This window comes from Flavobacterium sp. 22659, from assembly GCF_052044235.1.
GTDB lineage: Bacteria > Bacteroidota > Bacteroidia > Flavobacteriales > Flavobacteriaceae > Flavobacterium > Flavobacterium johnsoniae.
On record NZ_JBQEMU010000014.1, the window covers coordinates 33,628 to 49,216 of the forward strand.

The following is a 15,589-nucleotide window of genomic DNA, read 5'->3' on the forward strand; positions in this document are numbered from 1 at the left end:
GTCCGCTATATCTTTTACGCCGAACCCCGGCGCAAAAGTATGCCGCTCCCATCAGGGCTAGGGCACTTGGTTTCATTAGATTTTTTTCCTTATTGTTTTATTTACATGTAAATGGTGGCAATACCTCTGAATAAGTACCATATAATTCGCCTCCTCGATCTTTAAAAGCCTTTATACTAGGATGATTACACATAATAAAACTATCTAAATAGAGCCTAGTAAGTTTGCTATTTGGATCTACAATAATTACAGTATTACGTAGATTATCTTTACAATTCAGTTCTATCAATCCTTTGTTTTGTCTAACGTCCAAAACAGAAAGTTGATTATATGGACAATAAATTTCTCTTAAAACATCATTTTCCCCAAACTTAATAGTAGTTATCAAATTACAACAACAAAAAAGCTCGATTAAATTGTGATTTTTACTAACATCAAGAGTAATAAGTTTATTATTACTGCAGTCAACTTTTATTAAATTTATATTCTTACTTACATCAATATGTGTAAGCTTATTATGCCCACAATAAAGATTCGTCAACGCCAAATTTTTGCTTACATCAATAGTTGTCAACTTATTATCTAAACAATCAAGTTTTGTTAGGGATGTAAAATATTCAATACCTGATAAAGAAGTTATATTTTTATTTCTGATACTCATTATCTCATCATAAGAAACAACAGAGGGATGATTTGATATAAATTTACCATCAGCTGTAAAAGCCAATGGCACTATCTTTCTTAAACAAGCTTTAAAATTTGCGTCTGGAATTTCAGCATAAATAGGAGCAACATTATTTTTTTCTGAACAACTATAAAATACACTAATTAAGAATAATGCTTTACAAAACAAAGCAATACGTATCAAAATTCTATTTTTCATTATTTGATTTATTTGGATATTGTTTTTTGTAAAAATAACGTTTTACATTTACCATACGAAGACAATTAACTGCAACAAACAATTTGTTGTTTTAAATTAAAAAATAGCCTTTTTCTTACTTTTAAATATTTTTTTAATACCTTTACAGTCCTAAACACAAAGAATAAACTAATATAAACTTGACCACAGATGAAGTGAAATGTAAAATTCATTAAACTTCAAGGGTTATTATTCTAAAATTTAGGAATATGATTAACAACACTCTTTCCAAGGAAACCGAAATCAAGCTTTTGAATTTTTTCAACGACAGAATTGATCCTGTAGAAATGGCTAAAACTTTAAGGCAAGTAAATTTTACACTCGCTTTATGCGTTTTGAGCGAACACGAAACATTTCAAAGCGAAATCATCAAATTAAGAGATGGTCTTTACTGGCTCAATGAATTAGCAGAAACTTTAAATCCTTATTTGGAGTTAGAATAAAGATTAAAAAAAAATAAAACCTCAACTTTTAAGATTGAGGTTTTTATTTTAGTAATTGATGCTCTTTGTGGGCACGAGCGGGACGCTCGCGCTAGCGGAGTATCTTACAGAAAACCTTACTTTGAAAAAAAAACGCTTAATAAATCTTGAATAAATCAAAATCTATTAAACGTCTTAAAATATTTTATAAAAAAAAGAAACTTTACTCCTTCCCCCAAATCCTTGTATTCAAATCCAGTTCATGAACAATATCGTGCATAAACTTAACGATTGAAAGATCATCAGTAAGCAAATCTGGCGCTAAAAGCGACGAATGAATAGGCGCTTCAAAATAATTTTGAGACAATGGAAAAGCAATATACATTTTAGAATGTATAAACGAGATCGAAATTGTTTCGTCGCATTTTTTGTTTAACTCCAGAATCCTTTCCATCATGGCAGGCGTTAAAATATATCGCGCTTCAATTTGGTTTTTAGAATAGGTTACAAACTTATTATCAAATTCGGCGTTTTCTAATTGTACAACTTCGGTGTTTCCAAAACTGAAAACATTTTTAGAAAACCACGCTCCAAGACTAGCACCAAAACTTTTTGGACGAACAACTGTCGAAACATTAAAGTTTTTATTGAAGTCGGCTGCAAAAATAATTCCCTCAAAAATAGTATGCCATTCTGTTCGCGTTCCATTTTTGGTTTGAGTTTGGGTTTTATATTCAGCGTGTACTTCGGCAAACCAAAAAGAAGTTTTATCGGTCGTTCCGGTTATTAAATCCTGCGTTTTATAGCGATCCGGTTCGGTTGTAAAAAGCTCCGAGCTTACAAATTCATATTCAGGAAGTCCGCTTAGTGGTGCAAAAACAAAACTTTCGTTAACCGTTTTTAATGCCGATGCCACAACATTCGTTTTATAGTCTGCTTTGTATTGTTTAACATCATCGTCTATTCTAAAGTGCATTAAAATAGCAATCAACGCAGATACTAAAAAACCAATAAACCCTAAAGCAGGAAATCGAATTAATAACCCTATAACTAAAATTACTATTGCAAGGCCAAATAATATATAACAGGTTTTATACGTTTCGGAAATTTTTTTCCGATCAACTTCTAAGGTATTCAGTATTTCCTGCAGATTGACTTTCGAATTTAATTCTGAATCCATTAATTATTGAATAGTTCTTTTGCACTAATATTTTTACGCTCTTCTTCTGGAGTTGCTAAAACCTCAATTTTAGTGTAGCCCAGCATTCCGGCAAACATATTGCCAGGAAACATCATAATAGCGTTGTTATAATCTGTTACGGCTGAGTTGTAAGTTCTTCTCGCCGCTGCAATTTGTTCTTCACTTTCTGTCCATGTAGTCTGCAGATTTAAGAAATTAGTATTGGCTTTTAAATCTGGATAATTTTCTACAGTAACCATTAAACCTTTTACAGCTGAGCTCAGCTGAGTGTCTAAACTTGCTTTTTCTTCATCTGTCAAATTTCCTGAAGTCGCTTTTGCACGAAGTTCTACAATTTTAGTTAAAGTACTTTGTTCGTAATTTGTATATTGTTTTACAACTTCAACAAGATTTGGAATCAAATCAAAACGTTTTTTCAGCATAACATCAATCGCTGAGAAAGCATTGGTAACCTGATTTCTTTTTCCTATAAGTGAATTGTAGATTATAATTCCGATAATAAAAAGGAAAGCAAAAAGTCCTATAATAACAAACATGGTTTTATTTTTTTTAATTGGTTATGAGCAAATATATAAATAAGAGATATAAGTTTTTAGTTAATTTTTTAATTATAGCTTAAGCTTCGGAGAAGTACAATATATATAGCTGTTTTGATTCGTTTCTGAGAAGCTCCAGCGGAGCGAAATCTTTTTAAACATCAATATTTCAAGACAATGAAATACTTCTTGACTGAATTAATTTCTCTATAAATATTTCATCTCGATGAGATTTTTGTTAATTCTTCCAATTCAAAACAATAAAATTTCTTTTTTCTAAATTTATATGCAAAATAATCCCATTTTAGCGTTATCAAATTAAATGTGTTTTTTAAGATTACTTGAAAATGAATAAAAATATAAAAGTCCTTTACGAAATTGCTCAAAAAGAGACCAGAAAAATACTAGGTTTAATGTCTGGAACTTCTCTCGACGGACTCGACGTAGCTCTTTGCGAAGTTTCTGGTGAAGGCGGAAACACAGTTGTCAAAATCCAGCAATTTGAAACCATTGATTACAACGACGATATAAAAACCGAAATAAGAAAGGTATTTGCGCAGAAAACAATCGATTTTCAGCATTTGGTTTTGCTAAACGAGTGGATTGCAAACCTTCATGCAGGAATGATTAACGATTGTCTTGCTAAATGGAATATTCCCTCAAGTGAGGTAGATTTAATTGCATCGCACGGACAAACGGTTCTGCATGCTCCAAAATTTTTACATCAGCAGGAAAAATTTCCCAATGCAACTTTGCAGATTGGGGATGGTGATCATATTGCGGTAAAAACCGGAATTATCACATTATCTGATTTTAGACAGAAACACGTTGCCGCGGGCGGTGAAGGCGCGCCCTTAGCTGTTTATGGCGATTATTTATTATTCAGCAAGAAAGGCGAAAACCGAATCATGCTGAACATGGGCGGTATTGCAAATTTCACTTATTTACCTGCCTCACAAAACGCCGAGGAAGTTTTTGTAACCGATACCGGAACAGCAAATACTTTAATTGACATTTTTACCAAACAGTTTTTTCCTGAAAAAAGTTTTGATAAAGATGCCGAAATCGCTAAAAAAGGAACTGTAAATCAAGAACTTTTAAGCGAATTAAAAAGTGATCCTTTTTTCAAGCAAAGCTTTCCAAAAACAATTGGCCAGGAATTATTTAATCACGAATTTGTAAACTCAGCTTTGGTAAAATTAGGTCTGGAAAACATTTCGGCACCAGATTTGCTGGCAACTTTAACACGACTTAGTGCCGAAACAATTGCTGAAGCAGTTTTGTTTGTCGTACAAAATACTAAAACGCCAATAGAAGAGTTTACGGTTTATATGTCTGGCGGAGGCGCACGAAATCCGTTATTGGTGAAATGGTTACAGGAATTATTGTCTTGTAAATTTGAAAAAAGCGACGTTCTGGGAATTTCAGGTGATGCAAAAGAAGCCGTTTTATTTGCCGTTTTGGCTAATGAAACCGTTGCCGGCGGAAATTATAATTTTGGTTCACAAAAAGGAATTCCATCTGTAACAATGGGAAAAATTTCTTTTCCAGATTAAAGAATAAGTTTACCACATATTATAAGGAGTAAAAGATTAATCTAAATAATTCATTTATCCCAATGGCTATCGGGTTTGGTAAAAAAAGGATTACTGCGAATTATTTTTTTATAGTTTGAGAAAATAAAATTCGTGAATTCGCGGCAGAAAAAAAATTAAACCTATTTTTGGTTCTTGTTAAAATAAACATTTGAAATGCATAAAAATCAGTACTTACTATACTCTATAATATTTTTATTTTTCTTTGGAGGGAAAGCCTTTTCACAGGAAAAAATTATATATCCTAAAAATGAATTTAGAGGAGTCTGGATTGCAACTGTAGTAAATATTGACTGGCCAAAAACGGCAATTGATAATGTCGAAAAGGAAAAGGCTGATTATCTTGAAATTTTAAATACCTATAAAAAACTAAATTACAACGCTGTTATTGTTCAGATCAGGAGTGTTGGTGATGCATTTTATCCTTCAGAATTTGCGCCTTGGTCAAGATTCTTAACAGGAAAAGAAGGCACTGCGCCAAATCCGTATTACGATGCACTAGAGTGGATGATTGAAGAAGCGCACAATAGAGGCTTTGAATTTCATGCATGGCTGAATCCGTATCGTGCTACTTTTGATTTAAATAAAAATCTTTTGAGCCCAAATCACGATATTTTTAAACATCCGGAATGGATGATAGAATATGGCGGAAAATACTATTATGACCCTGCCCTTCCTGAAGTTCAGACACATTTAACCAAAGTAGTAAAAGAAGTAGTTGATAAGTACGATATCGACGCAATTCATTTTGACGATTATTTTTATCCTTATGCTGTTCCCGGAAAAGTTTTTAACGACACAGCGTCTTACAAAAAATACGGTTCTGGCTTAAGTCTTGCAGACTGGCGTCGTGCTAATGTGAGTAACTTTGTACATACCATTTCTACAACCATAAAAGCAAGTAAGCCTTGGGTTCAATTTGGAATTAGTCCGTTTGGAGTTTGGAGGAACAAATCGCAAGATCCAAAAGGTTCTGAAACACAATCGACTTCTAATTACGATGATTTGTATGCAGATCCTGTTTTATGGATGGATCAAAAATGGATTGATTACATTATGCCGCAATTATATTGGAGCATGAATAATCCTAGAGCTTCTTACTCTAAATTAGTAAAATGGTGGTCTGAAAACGCAAACAACACAGCCATTTATATTGGTCATGCATCCTATAAAATTAGAGGCGACGGTGATAAAAGCTGGTATTTTGCAACCGAAATTCCAACTCAGGTTGATTTTGCCAGAAGTTTTAAAAATGTAAACGGAAGTGCTTATTTCAGCGCTAAATGGTTTATGAGCAAAAATTTAGATGTTGTTCGTCTTTTAGGAGATAATCAATATAAATATCCTTCGATTCCAGCTGCGGTTCCAAATTTAAAACGCATAATAATCGACAATCCTGTTTTTACAGAATTTACAAAAGATAATTCAACATATACTTTCAGCATTAAAAGTCCGCTTAATACAAAGGTGCGTTATATTGTAATTTATGGAGGCGAGCATATTTCAAAAATCAATACAAACGACGCGACAAAAATAATCGACAAAGTTAGAGCTGTTGAAAAAGACGGTGTTATTTCATTTTCTATTCCTGCAGAAAAAATCAGCATGTATAAAGCTTGTGCTGTAACATTTATTGATTATTTTGCAAACGAAAGCACACCCGCTGCTGCCGACATAAAAAAGAATTTTAAAATATATTCACCTGCTCAGCCTAATGAAAACAGATAATAAACCCTGGTTTTGGATTCCGCTTCTTAACTTCGCATCCGGACTGCCTTATGCCGTTATAATTTCCGTTTCGGTAATTATGTACAAAAATCTCGGAATCTCAAATGAAGATATTGGAGTTTATACCAGTTTATTATATCTGCCGTGGGTTATCAAACCGCTTTGGAGTCCGTTTATTGAATTAACAGGAACCAAAAGAAAATGGTTTTTATCCATGCAGCTGCTTATTTCAATAGCCTTTTTATTAGTTGGTTTTACGATTCCAACAAATGGATTTTTCGTAATGACTCTGGCTATTTTCTGGGTTGCTGCTTTTGCTTCGGCTTCTAATGACATTGCCAGCGATGGATTTTATTTATTGGTTTTACCCGAAAATCAGCAGTCTTTTTTCCTCGGAATCAGAAGTACTTTTTACAGACTTTCATTATTAGCCGGAAACGGATTAATTGTACTTTTTGCAGGATATCTGGAACACAAATACGGCGATAATACTAAAGCATGGTCGTATACTATGATTGCAGTTGGTTTGTTAATGACATTTATTACGATTTACAATTTCATTTTTACTCCAAAAAATGAAATAAACGCTGTCGAAAAAAATAAAGAAACCCATCACCAAAGTTTTGGAACTATATTTATAAGCTTCTTTAAGAAAAAACAAATTGGTTTAATTCTGGCTTTTATTCTGGTTTTCAGATTAGGAGAATCACAGCTGCTTAAAATGTTAAGTCCATTTTTATTAGATCCAAAAAAATTGGGCGGAATGGCTTTAGATACCGAAGCAGTTGGAATTATTTATGGAACCTGCGGTGTTGCAGCCTTAACCATTGGCGGTATTTTAGGCGGAATTGCTATTTCCAGACATGGTCTTACGAAATGGATGTTTCCAATGTTTTTAACAATGCATTTACCTATTATTGGATTCATTTTATTAGCATTTTTTCACCCCGCATCAATTTATTACATTTATGCCGTCGTGATTTTAGAACAATTTGGTTATGGTTTTGGATTTACTGCTTTTATGATGTATTTAATTCATGTTGCCGAAGGAGAATCAAAAACAGCGCATTATGCACTGGCAACCGGTTTTATGGCTTTAGGAATGATGCTTCCGGGAATGCTGAGCGGTTATATTCAAAAATATTTAGGCTATGACAACTTCTTTATCTGGGTTCTTATAGCTACAATTCCAGGTCTTATTTTATCACGTTTTTTAACTTTCCCGAAAGATTTTGGGAAAAAATCTGAAGAAGTTTAACCCCAAATCAAACTCTTACAATATGGAAATCAATGAAAATTTGCAGGCCGAACGCAACTTAAAAGGAGCTGAGTTCGAAAAATCCGGAAATCTTGAAAAAGCTATTGAATTATATGAGGAAAATGTCGCGGAAGGCTTTAAAGGAAATCATCCTTACGATCGTTTGGCTACGATTTACAAAAACCAAAACGATCTGGAAAATGAAATCCGCGTTTTAGAAAAAGCCATTGTGGTTTATGAAGAAATTACAATCGAAGACCGATTGGAAGGTTTACCAAAACTTTTCCGTTTTAAAAACCGATTGGAAAAAGCAATTGAAACCAAAAAACAATTAGCTAAACAAAAGAAAGCAAAACTGAAATAAGTAAATTTAAATTAAGCTTAATTTTCTTTTACCATTAAGAAATTAAGTAATTTAAGCTCTGCTTTATGAACTTTATAATGGTAAAAAAGTAAAACCGAAGAAACTAAATTTTAAACTAAGCTTAATTTTCTTTTTACCATTTAGGGATTGAGTAATTTAAGTCAAGCTTTATGAACTTAATATCTTAATGGTAAAAAAATCGAAATGAGTAATTTAAAACGAACCAATTCAGACGATCCCGATTTTATAAATCTGGTTGCTTTATTAGATAAAGATTTAGCCATTAGAGACGGTGACGATCATGCGTTTTACAATCAGTTTAATAAAACCGACAAAATAAAACATACTATTGTTTATTACGAAAATGATGTTCCTGTTGGATGTGGTGCTTTTAGAGAAAAAGAAAGCGACAAAACTGAAATTAAAAGAATGTATGTGCATCCTGATTATCGAAAAAAAGGAATTGCTTCTGCCATTTTAAAAGAACTCGAAATCTGGGCAAAAGAAGTCGGTTATACTTATACTATTTTGGAAACCGGAAAAAACCAGCCGGAAGCCATCAACTTATATCAAAAATTAAATTATACTATCATTCCAAATTATCCGCCTTATGAAGAAATGGATAATAGTGTCTGCATGAAAAAGACTTTATAATAATGAAAATTACAGCCGAAGCATTACGACAAAGAATAGGACAATTCTTTTTCCCTGCCGTTTTTATCAATGATACCGAAGAAAATATTCAGGAAACTGAACGCCTTATTAAAGAATACAATATTGGCGGATTGACCTTTTTTCATAGTCGTGCGAGCGCTGCAACCAATTATGAAAGCAAGAAAAAAGTAGTTTTTAATGACGACAGCTACGAGAAAATCAAAGCTTTAATTGTTCGTTATCAAAAAGCAGCTTCTACACCGCTTTTAATTAGTATTGATGCCGAATGGGGATTGGCAATGCGAATTGAAAAAACACCTCAATATCCGTACGCAATTACGCTTGGCGCTTTGCCAGAAAACAAATCTCATTTGGTTTATGAAGCTGGAAAACAAATTGGTTTAGATTTAAAAGCAGCCGGAATTCAGTATAATTTATCGCCTTTGGCAGATATCAACAACAATCCAAATAATCCCGTTATTGGCTATCGTTCTTTTGGTGAAAACAAAGAAAAAGTAGCCGATTTTTCGATTGAATATTTAAAAGGAATGTCAGAAGTTGGCGTTTTAGGCTGTCTGAAACACTTTCCCGGACACGGAAATACGAACGTTGATTCGCATTTAGGATTGCCGGTTTTAAAAGAAACTCTAGATGAGTTGATGGAAAACGAATTATATCCGTTTATCAAAGGAATTGAAAACAATGTCGATTCTATAATGATTGGGCATTTGGCTGTTCCTAGTTTAAATGACGGAAAAGACACTTCTGCAACATTATCAAAAGCAGTGATTCAAGATCTTTTGCGTGACAAATTAGGTTACGATGGTTTGATAATTTCTGATGCTTTAAACATGCACAGTGTTTCTAAATTGTATGAAACCAAAGGTCAATTAGAATGGGAAGCTTTTAATGCAGGAAATGATGTTTTATGCTTCGCCGAAAATGTGCCGGAAGGAATTGAAGCGATTTATAAAAATGCCTCACCAGATCGTATTTTCGAAAGCTATAACCGAATTATGAAAGCCAAAGAAAAAGCAGGAATTCTTTCTGGAAATACTGCGGCTTCGGGTGAATTAGATTTTGAAAAAACATCAAAAATAAACTTAGAAATTGCTCAAAATACAATTACTAAAATTATAGATGACTCAAGCGCTGAACTAGTTTTTGAAGCGCAGAAAAACAATAAACTTGCGAAACTTAGTTTATATAAAAATACTGAAAATACCTTTTTCAAAACGCTGGATACAAAACTTGATTCTCCAGAATTTGCTTTTGAAAATCCAGAAGTTTCAGATATTACAGCAATCAAAAAGGGATTAGAAAATTTCGAAACTATTTTAATTTCATTATTTGTTCCTAAAGCAAAACCGCTGAATAATTTCGAAATTGATAACGAAGTTTTGAATTTACTTTCTGAATTATTGCAAACTAAAAAATGCATCGTTTTTGTTTTTGGAAATCCGTATGCATTACCTTTAATTCCAAATCTGAAAAAAGCTTCAGGGCTAATTGAGGTATATCAGGATTTCGAAGAATTTCAAAAAACAGCAGGAATTCAATTTTTAGAAAAAAATACTTTCAACGGTGTTTTACCCGTAAATATTGACATTCAATAAGTTAAAACACATGATAATCAAAATTTATCAACTTATAAATTTTTATAATCACATCTTATTGTAAGAACCTGTACTTATACCCTACTTTTGCACCAGAAATAAATATTTAACGTAAAACGAAAATTATGTCTTTAGTAGGAAAAAAATTCCCAAGTATTGCAGTAGATGCTATCTCAGAAATGGGTGACAATTTAAAAATCAACATTTTTGAAGAAGCAGTAAACAACAATAAAAAAGTACTTTTATTTTGGTACCCAAAAGATTTTACTTTTGTATGTCCAACTGAATTACACGCCTTTCAAGCTGCATTACCAGAATTTGAAAAAAGAAATACTATCGTAATTGGTGCTTCTTGCGACACAAACGAGGTTCACTTTGCTTGGTTAAATACTCCAAAAAACAATGGTGGAATCGAAGGTGTTACTTACCCAATCTTAGCTGATACAAACCGTAACTTAGCTAATATTTTAGGTATTCTTGATATCGAATCTACAAGCTACAGCGAAGATACAGATTCAGTTATCATCGAAGGTTCAAATGTAACTTACAGAGCTACTTACCTTATTGACGAAACTGGAAAAATCTTCCACGAAAGTGTAAACGATATGCCATTAGGACGTAACGTAAACGAATACTTAAGAATGGTTGATGCTTACACTCACATCCAAACTAAAGGTGAAGTTTGTCCTGCAAACTGGGAAGCTGGTAAAGAAGCTATGTCTGCAGACAGAATCAGTACTGCTGAATACTTAAGCGCAAACTAATTTTTTTTATAAAGGTACAAAGGTTCAGAGGTACAAAGTGGCAAAGACTTTTTTGCTGCATATAAACAAAGTCAAAGACTTTACCCCTGAACTTTTGTTACTTTAAAAATCTTTTCTAATTAAACACATACAAAGGTCAAAATGCAAAACAACCTAGTTTTGCAAAAAATTTACACATAAAGTTTCCAAAAACTTTGTCCCTTTGAACCTTTGCAACTTTGAACCTTAAAAAATAAAGAAATGTTAATCGACTTAAACGAAGATACATTAGCAGATTTAGTTGCTAAAAACGAAAAAGTAGTAGTACAATATTCAGCTTCATGGTGTGGAAATTGCCGTATTATGAAACCAAAATTCAAAAAACTAGCAACAGAAAATGAAGCTGTCACTTTTGTTTTGGTTGATGCAGAAAATTCTCCTGAATCTAGAAAATTAGCTAATGTTAGTAACCTGCCAACATTCGCAACTTTCGTAAACGGACAATTAGTTGGCGAAACGCAGACTAACAAACAAGAAGTTTTAATTGACTTAGTAAACGCTATTGTTTAATTGGTTATTTGTTTATTCGTTTAATCGATTAAACAAAAAAACGATTTAACGCTTAAACAAAGAATTATGAAATTACCAGTAATTAAGCATTTAACACAATTCATCGAAGAAAACGATCAGGATTATATCATTGAAACGATTGAAGTTCTTGAAGCGATGACTGAAATTCCTTCTCTTAAAGATGAAGAATTAGACGTAATTGGTGAATTGATTTCAAATATGTATGGTGCTCTTGAAGTACAAAAATTGGTTGCTCAGGGAACTGATAAAAAAGAAGCTTTAAATACGTTTATGAAACGTGTTTTAGGTTCAATCGATAAATAAATCGGCCTCTTTTTTCAAAGAAAAAACAAAAAAACATGACGAAGAAAGCGTTTCTATTTTAGGAGACGCTTTTTTTTATAGTATTCAGTCACAGTTTTCAGTCACAGTCTTAGTTCCCATTTTTAGGCAATCTTTCTCAGGCTGAACAAATCTAAAATCTACCCTCTAAAATCTAAAATATTTAAATTCAAGGTCGCCAAAAAGCCAATCTTAATCTCTCCTTAAACGCATAACAAATACTTTTAGATTCAAATATTAATCCTTACTTTTGAGCCTCATTAATTTTAAACAAAAATCATGGCATCTATCACATTAGGAGGAAATCCAGTTCATACATCAGGCGAATTACCAGCAGTTGGTTCAAAATTAGCTGATTTCAAATTAGTACAAAATGATTTATCAGTTGCTTCTTTAAGTACTTTCGCTGGTAAAAAATTAGTTTTAAACATTTTCCCAAGTGTTGATACAGGAACTTGCGCAACATCAGTTAGAACTTTCAATGCAAGTGCAAGCGGATTAGAAAATACTACTGTTTTATGTATTTCAAGAGATTTACCTTTCGCTCAAAAACGTTTTTGTGGTGCTGAAGGTTTAGAAAATGTAGTTAATTTATCTGATTTTCAAACTGGTGCTTTTGGTAAAGCAAACGGATTAGAAATTGTTGACGGACCATTGGCTGGTTTACACTCAAGAGCTATTATTGTTGTTGATGCTGATGGAACAATTACACATACAGAACAAGTTGCAGAAATTGCAAACGAACCAAATTACGAAGCAGCTTTAGCAGCACTATAATATTTTCCAATAAATGGAGTTTCAAAAAGATAATACTTTTGTTACAGGTCGTTTAAAAAGCGTTACCTATGCTTTTAAAGGAGCTGTAAAATTGATTAAAACAGAACACAGCGTTATGGTGCAATTCTCATTGGGAATTATAATGACTATTGCCGGGTTCTATTTTCATATTTCTCAAACCGAATGGCTATGTCAAACCTTAGCCATTGGTTTAGTTTTAAGCGTTGAAGGATTAAATACGGCAGTTGAAAAAATCGCCGATTTTATCCATCCTGATTACAGCAGACGAATCGGATTTATTAAAGATATTGCTGCAGGAGCGGTATTTTTTGCCGCAATGACAGCAATTGCAATAGGTTTAATTATTTATATTCCAAAATTTATATAGGACAGGAACGTAAGAATGGCAAAAAGTAAAAAAGAAACTGTAGACAAAAAAACCGAATCAAAAATTGCAGGCATTAGATCCTGGAAATTAAACAAACCGCAAAAATTTGTTTTGGGATGCCTTTTGGTACTCTTTTCTATTGCATTGTTAGTAGCATTTATTTCATTTTATGTTAATGGACAATGGCAGACTGATCAAAGTGCTGTTGACAGCCTTGGAGATCGCAGCGAAGAAGTACAAAACTGGCTTGGAAAATTTGGAGCTTATCTTGCTGATTTAATTGTTTACAGAGGCTTTGGTCTGGCTTCTTTTATATTAGTTCGTTTATTTTTCTTAACCGGTTTGTTTTTAGCATTGGAACTTTCAACCAAAAAACTTAAAAACACCTGGTTCTGGGATATATTTGCCATTATTGTTGTTTCAGTTCTGTTTGGATTTTTCGCCACTTCGGCCCCAGAATTGGGAGGAACTATTGGTTATGAGCTGAATATTTTTCTTCAGGATTACATTGGAAAAACCGGAACTTTATTAACTCTGCTTTTTGGATTGATCGTTTATTTAATCTTTAAAATAAAAGTATCTCCAGAAAAAATTCAGTCCTATTTTGATTCTACTAAAAAAGAATTCAAATCAGAACTCAATTCTATTAAAAAGCCGCAACAACAAGATCTGGAGCCCGAAAGCGCTTATAACTTAGAAGAATTTGCAATTGAAGAAGATCCTGAATTGGATAACATTCATTTAAAAACTGATGATTCTAAATTCGAAATCAATAAAGAAGCTTTAAAACCAACAATCAATCATTCGTCAGAAATTGAATTAAATCCGATTTTAAAGCCAATTCAGCCAAAACAAGAACTTCCATTAGTTACTCCTGATGAAGCATTTGTAATTGAAAAAGCCGAAGAGGAAGATATTATAGAAGAAAATCTTGCTTCGCGTTTGGTTGCTGATTTTGGATTATTTGATCCAACTTTGGATTTATCCAATTATAAATTTCCAACCATCGATTTATTAAAAGAATACTCGACTGGAGGAATTACAATTAATCAGGAAGAATTAGAAGAAAACAAAAATAAAATTGTAGATACACTTCGTAACTACAAAATCGAAATTGCACAGATTAAAGCAACCGTTGGTCCATCGGTCACTTTATATGAAATTGTGCCGGAAGCCGGAATCAGAATTTCTAAAATTAAGAGTTTAGAAGATGATATTGCATTGTCATTATCCGCTTTAGGAATTCGTATTATTGCACCAATTCCAGGAAAAGGAACAATTGGTATCGAGGTTCCGAATAAGACTCCAACTATGGTTTCTATGAAAAGTGTTATTGGAGCCGCAAAGTTCCAAGAAGCCGAAATGGAACTGCCAATTGCTTTAGGAAAAACCATTTCAAACGAAACTTTTGTTGTCGATCTTGCTAAAATGCCTCACTTATTGATGGCAGGAGCAACAGGACAAGGAAAATCTGTGGGATTAAATGCTGTTTTAACTTCATTGTTATACAAAAAACATCCGGCAGAAGTAAAATTCGTTTTAGTCGATCCGAAAAAAGTAGAGCTTACACTTTTCAACAAAATTGAAAGACATTATTTAGCCAAACTTCCTGACACGGAAGATGCTATTATTACTGATAACGCAAAAGTAGTCAACACTTTGAATTCACTTTGTACCGAGATGGACAATCGTTATTCTTTATTAAAAGATGCGATGGTTCGTAATATTAAAGAGTACAACGAAAAATTCAAATCAAGAAAATTAAATCCCGAAGCCGGACACCGATTTTTACCTTACATTGTTTTGGTTGTGGATGAGTTCGCCGATTTAATTATGACTGCTGGAAAAGAAGTCGAAGTTCCAATTGCCCGTCTGGCTCAGCTGGCACGTGCTATTGGTATTCACTTAATTATTGCAACACAAAGACCATCTGTAAACGTTATTACCGGTTTAATCAAAGCCAACTTCCCTGCCAGAATTGCCTTTAGAGTAACTTCAAAAATCGACTCAAGAACGATTTTAGATACTCAGGGCGCTGACCAGTTAATTGGACGAGGAGATTTATTATACACGAATGGAAATGATGTAATTCGTGTGCAGTGTGCCTTTATTGACACGCCTGAAGTTGAAAAAATTACAGATTTTATTGGTTCACAAAAGGCGTATGCCACAGCTTATTTACTTCCAGAGTTTGTTGGAGAAGAAACTGGCATTAATCTTGATATGGATATTTCTGAAAGAGATACCTTATTTAGAGAAGCTGCAGAGATTATTGTCAATGCACAACAGGGTTCTGCTTCATTATTGCAAAGAAAATTAAAATTAGGTTACAACAGAGCCGGTCGTTTGATCGATCAGCTGGAAGCAGCAGGAATTGTTGGACCATTTGAAGGCAGTAAAGCAAGAAGCGTGAATATTTTAGACTTAAGTGCTCTTGATCAATTTTTTAATAATGAACAAAATTAATCCAATC

At 33.2% G+C, this 15,589-nt stretch carries 16 protein-coding genes; 13 read left to right on the plus strand and 3 right to left on the minus strand.

What is annotated here, in order from left to right; translation table 11 throughout:
• Positions 1-97: 97 nt before the first annotated feature.
• On the minus strand, positions 98-883 hold the full coding sequence (locus tag ACTJIW_RS14665) for a hypothetical protein (RefSeq protein WP_440714809.1): 786 nt from the start codon (positions 881-883) through the stop codon (positions 98-100).
• 248 nt (positions 884-1,131) lie between these two features.
• On the opposite strand from ACTJIW_RS14665, the gene ACTJIW_RS14670 reads away from it, so the two are divergent.
• Positions 1,132-1,365, plus strand: a complete 234-nt coding sequence (locus tag ACTJIW_RS14670; RefSeq protein WP_433815912.1) for a hypothetical protein — start codon at positions 1,132-1,134, stop codon at positions 1,363-1,365.
• A 202-nt stretch (positions 1,366-1,567) separates the two neighbouring features.
• Here ACTJIW_RS14670 and ACTJIW_RS14675 read toward each other — a convergent pair whose 3' ends face one another.
• Positions 1,568-2,524 (minus strand): DUF3137 domain-containing protein, encoded by a 957-nt coding sequence (locus tag ACTJIW_RS14675; RefSeq protein WP_440714808.1) that lies wholly within the window; start codon positions 2,522-2,524, stop codon positions 1,568-1,570.
• Positions 2,524-3,081: a LemA family protein gene (locus ACTJIW_RS14680; protein WP_149208190.1), complete on the minus strand. Its 558-nt coding sequence runs from the start codon at positions 3,079-3,081 to the stop codon at positions 2,524-2,526. The genes ACTJIW_RS14675 and ACTJIW_RS14680 overlap by 1 nt, the downstream gene beginning before the upstream one ends.
• 347 nt (positions 3,082-3,428) lie before the next feature.
• Here ACTJIW_RS14680 and ACTJIW_RS14685 point away from each other — a divergent pair, with 347 nt between their 5' ends.
• From ACTJIW_RS14685 to ACTJIW_RS14740, 12 genes are all read left to right on the plus strand, one after another.
• Positions 3,429-4,637, plus strand: coding sequence for an anhydro-N-acetylmuramic acid kinase (locus tag ACTJIW_RS14685; protein WP_440714807.1), 1,209 nt, complete (start codon positions 3,429-3,431; stop codon positions 4,635-4,637).
• Between the two features lie 195 nt (positions 4,638-4,832).
• Positions 4,833-6,404: a glycoside hydrolase family 10 protein gene (locus tag ACTJIW_RS14690; protein WP_012024189.1), complete on the plus strand. Its 1,572-nt coding sequence runs from the start codon at positions 4,833-4,835 to the stop codon at positions 6,402-6,404.
• Positions 6,391-7,662 carry an MFS transporter gene (locus ACTJIW_RS14695; RefSeq protein WP_012024188.1) on the plus strand — a complete coding sequence of 424 codons (1,272 nt, stop codon included), beginning with the start codon at positions 6,391-6,393 and terminating at the stop codon, positions 7,660-7,662. Before ACTJIW_RS14690 ends, ACTJIW_RS14695 begins: the two co-directional genes overlap by 14 nt.
• A gap of 22 nt (positions 7,663-7,684) precedes the next feature.
• Positions 7,685-8,026: a hypothetical protein gene (locus ACTJIW_RS14700; protein ID WP_121361952.1), complete on the plus strand. Its 342-nt coding sequence runs from the start codon at positions 7,685-7,687 to the stop codon at positions 8,024-8,026.
• Between the two features lie 204 nt (positions 8,027-8,230).
• Positions 8,231-8,680 carry a GNAT family N-acetyltransferase gene (locus ACTJIW_RS14705; protein WP_433815899.1) on the plus strand — a complete coding sequence of 150 codons (450 nt, stop codon included), beginning with the start codon at positions 8,231-8,233 and terminating at the stop codon, positions 8,678-8,680.
• Between the two features lie 2 nt (positions 8,681-8,682).
• A complete protein-coding gene (locus ACTJIW_RS14710) occupies positions 8,683-10,296 on the plus strand; it encodes a glycoside hydrolase family 3 protein (protein ID WP_440714806.1) in 1,614 nt (537 codons plus the stop codon).
• Between the two features lie 125 nt (positions 10,297-10,421).
• Complete coding sequence (locus ACTJIW_RS14715) at positions 10,422-11,060, plus strand: peroxiredoxin (protein WP_012024184.1); 639 nt, start codon at positions 10,422-10,424, stop codon at positions 11,058-11,060.
• Positions 11,061-11,300: 240 nt separating this feature from the next.
• On the plus strand, positions 11,301-11,609 hold the full coding sequence (locus tag ACTJIW_RS14720; RefSeq protein WP_012024183.1) for a thioredoxin family protein: 309 nt from the start codon (positions 11,301-11,303) through the stop codon (positions 11,607-11,609).
• Between the two features lie 66 nt (positions 11,610-11,675).
• Positions 11,676-11,933 (plus strand): DUF6952 family protein, encoded by a 258-nt coding sequence (locus ACTJIW_RS14725; RefSeq protein WP_008462029.1) that lies wholly within the window; start codon positions 11,676-11,678, stop codon positions 11,931-11,933.
• A gap of 297 nt (positions 11,934-12,230) precedes the next feature.
• On the plus strand, positions 12,231-12,728 hold the full coding sequence (tpx, locus tag ACTJIW_RS14730) for a thiol peroxidase (protein WP_012024182.1): 498 nt from the start codon (positions 12,231-12,233) through the stop codon (positions 12,726-12,728).
• A gap of 13 nt (positions 12,729-12,741) precedes the next feature.
• The gene (locus ACTJIW_RS14735) at positions 12,742-13,116 is read left to right on the plus strand and encodes a diacylglycerol kinase (protein ID WP_012024181.1); all 375 of its coding nucleotides are present in this window, start codon (positions 12,742-12,744) and stop codon (positions 13,114-13,116) included.
• Positions 13,117-13,131: 15 nt separating this feature from the next.
• Entirely contained in the window at positions 13,132-15,582 is a 2,451-nt protein-coding gene (locus tag ACTJIW_RS14740; RefSeq protein WP_012024180.1) for a DNA translocase FtsK, read from the plus strand.
• Positions 15,583-15,589: the final 7 nt, after the last annotated feature.